The 5,242-nt window shown below is 67.5% G+C and carries 3 protein-coding genes and 1 pseudogene; 3 read left to right on the forward strand and 1 reads right to left on the reverse strand.

What is annotated here, in order from left to right:
* Window positions 1-3,120, reverse strand: a pseudogene (locus JCM9942_RS19425) (ATP-binding protein); the annotation flags it as partial.
* A 323-nt stretch (window positions 3,121-3,443) separates the two neighbouring features.
* Here JCM9942_RS19425 and JCM9942_RS10640 point away from each other — a divergent pair.
* The 3 genes from JCM9942_RS10640 to JCM9942_RS10650 form a co-directional block, all read left to right on the forward strand.
* Entirely contained in the window at window positions 3,444-4,085 is a 642-nt protein-coding gene (locus JCM9942_RS10640; protein ID WP_083468506.1) for a YceI family protein, read from the forward strand.
* A 22-nt stretch (window positions 4,086-4,107) separates the two neighbouring features.
* A complete protein-coding gene (locus JCM9942_RS10645) occupies window positions 4,108-4,686 on the forward strand; it encodes a cytochrome b (protein ID WP_054659560.1) in 579 nt (192 codons plus the stop codon).
* Window positions 4,683-5,242: YceI family protein (locus JCM9942_RS10650; RefSeq protein ID WP_054659562.1), on the forward strand; the 560-nt coding region annotated here is incomplete at its 3' end. The genes JCM9942_RS10645 and JCM9942_RS10650, both read left to right, overlap by 4 nt.

Below are 5,242 nucleotides of genomic sequence, written 5' to 3' on the forward strand. Positions count from 1 at the left end.
CCGCCACCTGGCGCCAGGCCAGCGGCAACTGCACGCTGAAGCAGGTGCCCCGTCCCGGCACACTGTCCACCTCGATGCTGCCGCCCATCGCACTGACCAGCTCGTTGCAGATCGCCAGCCCCAGCCCGCTGCCGCCGTAGCGGGCCGCGTACGTGCGCCATCGGCCTGCTCGAAGCGACGGAACAGACGCTTGCGCTGTTCGAAATTGATCCCCGGGCCGGTATCGCGGATATCGAACCGCACGCCGCGCCCCCCGTCCTGCAATGACACCTGCAGTACCACCGAGCCCTGGCCGGTGAACTTGATCGCATTGCTCAGCAGATTGAGCAGGATCTGGCGCAGACGCATGGCATCGCCGTCCACCTGGGTCAGGGCGGGCACGCTGCTGTCAACGCGGAATTCCAGCCCGCGACGCTGCGCCAGCGGCTCCATCAGCGCGCACACTTCTTCCAGCAGCTGCTGCAGATCAAGCGGCTGCTGCTGCAGTTCCAGCTTCCCGGCTTCGATCCGGGCCAGATCCAGCGCATCGTTGACCAGCCGCAGCAGGTGTTCGCCGGCGCGATGGATGGCCTCGGTGTAGCCGCGCTGGCGCTCGTCCAGTTCGGTGGAGAGCAGCAGCTCGCTCATGCCCAGCACGCCGGTCATCGGCGTGCGCACCTCATGCCCGAGCGTGGCCAGGAAACGGGTCTTGGCCAGCGACGCCTGCTCGGCCAGTTCCTGCTTGTGCAGCGCCAGCTGCCATTCGCTGCGGCGGCGCAGACGGCGCCGGTACAGCCAGGCAAACAGCAACAGCAGCAGCCCCACCACCACCGTCAGTACGATCACCCCGCCCAGACTGCGCCACCACGGCGGCTGCACATGCACGAGCCGCGTCTGCACTTCCGACCAGACGTTGTCGGAGGTCTTCGCCTGCGCCTGCAAGCGGTAGCTGCCCGGCGGCAGCTGCGAGAACACGCGCTCGCCCGCCGCGCCCACCTCCACCCAGTCCGGGTCATAGCCTTCCAGGCGGAAGCGGTAGGCGTTGGTCGCCGAATCGGCGAAAGACAGCAGCCGCGCGGTGATATGCAGATCGCGGTCCCCGTCCTCGATCTCCAGCGAACGCTGGTGGGTGAGGTCATGCTCGCTGTCGCCGCGGCGCACACTGACCCGTTCGATCACCAGCGGCGGCTGGCGGGTGGACGGCTTGACCCGCGTCGGATCGAACAGCACCACCCCCTCGGGCGTACCACCGGCGATCTGTCCGGTGGTCGCCTGGACCAGGGCGCGGCGCCGGAATTCCTGCCCCGGCAGGCCGTCATGCACGCCGTACAGGCGGATTGAACGGCTGGCCGGATCGATCCGCACCAGTCCGCGCGCACTGCTGGCCCAAGCCACGCCCTCGGCGTCCACCACCAGCCCCGCGGGCGCCAGCGCCGGAAATTCACGATCGGTGCCGACACTGTCCAAGCGGGAAAGCTTCTGTCCGTCCCACAGGTACTGGTCCATGCGCCCCAGCCCGGCCATCCACACCACACCGCTGTCGGTGGTGCGGAACACATATATCCGATCACGGGGACTACCGGGCACCGGCTCGAAACGCGCCAACGCCGGGTTCCATGCCATCAGTCCAGTCGCCGTGGCCAGCCACAGATGATCCTGTGGCCCGCAGCGCATGTCCTCCACCGGGGTGACCGGCAAGCCCGCCCCCCCCAAGGGCAGCGAACGCAGCACCCGCCCGTCGCCGTCACGCTGCTGCAGCCCGCCACGTTCGGAATAGATCCAGATCGTGCCGCCTTCGCAGATCTGCACCAGATCGCCATCGCCGGGCAAGGCCGGATCCGTGCTGTCCTCCCGGTACCAGCGCCGTAGGGCGCCGGTTTTCGGGTCATAGCGCACCAGCGCATCCAGACTGCCGATCCATACCCGCCCCTGGCCATCCTCGACCAGCGACTGCGGCCAGTTGTTGCCGTCGATACTTCGCACATGGTGCTCGACCGCACCGGTGGCCGGATCCAGCCGGTCCAGCGCGCCCCGGGTGCCGGTGATCCAGATGCCGCCGGAGGCCGATGGCGCCAGCGCCAGCGCGTAGGGATTGCGCAGCGATGCCGGATCGTCCAGCCGGCGCGAAAGCACCGAGAACTGGCGCCAGCTCGGCGGCAGATGCCACAACCCGGCATTGGTACTGGCGAACCACAGCCCGCCTTCGCGGTCCTCGTGGGCACTGGACCAGTTCGGCTTGACCAGCCCGCGCTCCTGGGTGCTGTACAGCGGCACGTTGTGGACTCCGGTGTTGCGCATCCGCCCCAGCCCGTAACGGGTGTCGAGCCAGTAATTGCCGTCGCCGGAGTACTGCAGCATGTTCAGTACTTCGCTGGACGCCAGGCCCTCCCAGACCGGCATCCGGAACCGGCCATCGGCCTCGCGCACCACCACCCCCTCGTTGGTGGCGACCCACAGCCGGCCCTCACGGTCCACCTTCAGACCATTGATCACCAGCGACGGCAGCACCTCTTCGCCAAACCGCTCGAATCCGTCGCCATCCCAGCGTGCCAGCCCGCCCTTGGTCCCCACCCACAAGCTGCCATCGCCGGTAACCGCCAGATAGCCCACGGCCGCGTGCGGCAGACTGCGCCGGTCACCGGCCACCGGCATGAAGCGCCGGATCTTGCCGTCCCCTCCCAGCCGGTGCAGGCCGGCGGTGGCGGTGCCGAACCAGAGGTTGCCATCGGCGGTGGAGGCGATGCTCCAGACCGTGTTGCTGCCGATCTCCGGGAAGTGCTCGCGGTCATAGAAACGGAAGCTGCGGCGGTCGGGGGACAGCATCACCAGACCGGCGTTCTGGGTGCCTGCCCAGAGCCGGTTGCCGGCATCCACATGCAGGCTCCACACCAGGTTGTCGCGCAGGCCGTCGCCGGCGCGCCAGATGCGGTAGTTGCGCCCGTCATAGCGCGCCAGACCATCGCGACTGGCCAGCCACAGATAACCGAAGCTATCCTCGGCAAACGCATTGATATTGCTCGAGGGCAGGCCATCGGCCACGGAGATCTGCCGCGGCTGCGGCGTCGCCGGCACATCGGCAAGCACCGGCAGCGCCAACGCCGCCAGCATCCATCCGTAGAACCACAAAGTCATTCGAGTCATTGCGCCAGTATTCCATGTGCGTGCGCTGCCGGCATTTGCTGCGGCCACAGCGCCGGACGTCCGGCCATCGCCAACAGCCCCCGCGATCCAGCCTATCGTGCGTACCGTCAAGCGCTGGATGATCCAAACGCCGCAGCCGACCTCCAGCGACGGACGCCAGCGTCCATCCCGGGGCCGGACAAAACCCGGCGTCGATCACCGCTGCGGTGTCCTTCCCCACCGGCAAGTAACAATCCTTTGCTCAGCGTGCGCACAATGCCCACCGGCTGTGCGCCTAGAATCCAGACACCCCGAACCGGAGCCGGACCGTGCCGCGACTGCTGATGATTCTGTTCTGCGCCCTGCTGCCGCTGGTTGCCACAGCCCAGCCGGAGCGCTACCGGATCGATCCGGTCCACACCCGCGTCCTGTTCGCCATCGAGCATGCCGGCTTCTCGCAGGCGCTGGGCACGGTATCGGGCACGGAAGGCGTGCTGGAATTCGATCCGCAGGACTGGTCCAGCGCGCGCCTCGACGTGGCGGTGCCCCTCACCCGGCTGGACCTGGGCGATGACAAATGGAACCGTGCCACGCTGGCGCGCAACCTGCTCGATGGCGAACGCTTCCCGCAGGCACACTTCGTCTCCACCCGCATCGAACCGGTCGATGCGAACCGCGCCCGTGTCCACGGCCAGCTGACCCTGCGCGGGGTCACCCGCGATACGACCCTGGAGGTCACCCTCAACGCACTCAAACGCTATCCATTGCCGCCGTTCCGGCGTACGGCCGGCTTTTCGGCAACGGCGGTAGTGAGCCGTGCCGATTTCGGCATCGACGCCTGGCAGTCCGTCATCGGTGACCGGGTCGAGTTGCGCATCGAAGCCGAAGCCGTGCGCGACGGCAACGCCGAGGCGCCGGCAGGGGCCCCGACATTATTCCCACACCTGCAGACGACACTCTGCAGGACGCGGCCGATGCCGCCCTGAACAATGAAATGGACAAGCACCCATGACCCTGAAGAACACCACACACCGTTGGGGCGGCGTCAGCAAGACCCTGCACTGGCTAATCGCCCTGCTGATCCTGGCCCTGGGCATCGTCGGCCTGGTGATGGGCGAGTTCCCCAAGACGCCGAAGTATTTCTGGATCTACACGATGCACAAATCCATCGGTATCACCGTACTGGTGCTGGTCGCACTGCGGCTGCTGTGGCGACTGTATGCCGGTGCGCCGCACGCCGTGCCGGGTACGCCCGGCTGGCAGGAACGCATCGCTTCGCTCACGCACTGGCTGCTGTATCTGCTGATGTTCGCCCTCCCGCTGTCCGGCTGGCTGTACGACTCGGCCAGCGGTCTGCGCCCGTTCAAGCTGTTCGGCCTGGTGGAGATGCCCAAACTGGTGGCCCCCAGCGAGTCCGCCAGCCAGGTCTCCCATGCCCTCCACGAGTACGGCTTCTGGGTACTGATCCTGCTGGTGCTGGCCCATGCCGGTGCCGCGCTCTACCACCACATCCACCAGCGCGATGCCACGCTCGTGCGCATGCTGCCCGATGGCTGGCTCCCCACCCCACAGAAGGATTCCGCATGAACATCAAGCTCACCTCTCCCACGGCTGTCGCGGCGGCACTGGCCGGCCTGCTGGCCATCTCCCCTGCGATGGCCGCCGACTACGTACAGGCGCCCGGCTCGATCCTGGTGTTTGCCAGCAAGTACGACGGCGAAGTGTTCACCGGCACCTTCCCCGGCTTCCAGACCCGGGTCAGTTTCGACCCGGCCAACCCGGCCGCGGGCAAGCTCGACGTGACCATTCCGCTTGCCGGGGCAAAGAGCGGCAACAGCGACCGCGACTCGACCCTGCAGGGCGCCGACTTCTTCAACGTCGCCCGTTTCGCCCAGGCCCGCTACACCGCCAACGGCTTCCGCGCGCTGGGCAACAACCAGTACGCAGCTGACGGTACGCTGGAACTGCGCGGGGTCAGCAAGCCGGTGACCTTGACCTTCAGCTGGACGCCGGGCGCGCAGCCGGTGCTGACGGGCAAGGCCACGGTCAAGCGGTTGGAGTTCGGCGTGGGCGGCGGCGACTGGGCCGACACCGGCACCATTCCCAACGAAACGGCGATCAGCACCAAGGTGGTGCTGAAGAG

The sequence above is a fragment of the Stenotrophomonas pictorum JCM 9942 genome, from assembly GCF_001310775.1.
Lineage (GTDB): Bacteria > Pseudomonadota > Gammaproteobacteria > Xanthomonadales > Xanthomonadaceae > Stenotrophomonas > Stenotrophomonas pictorum.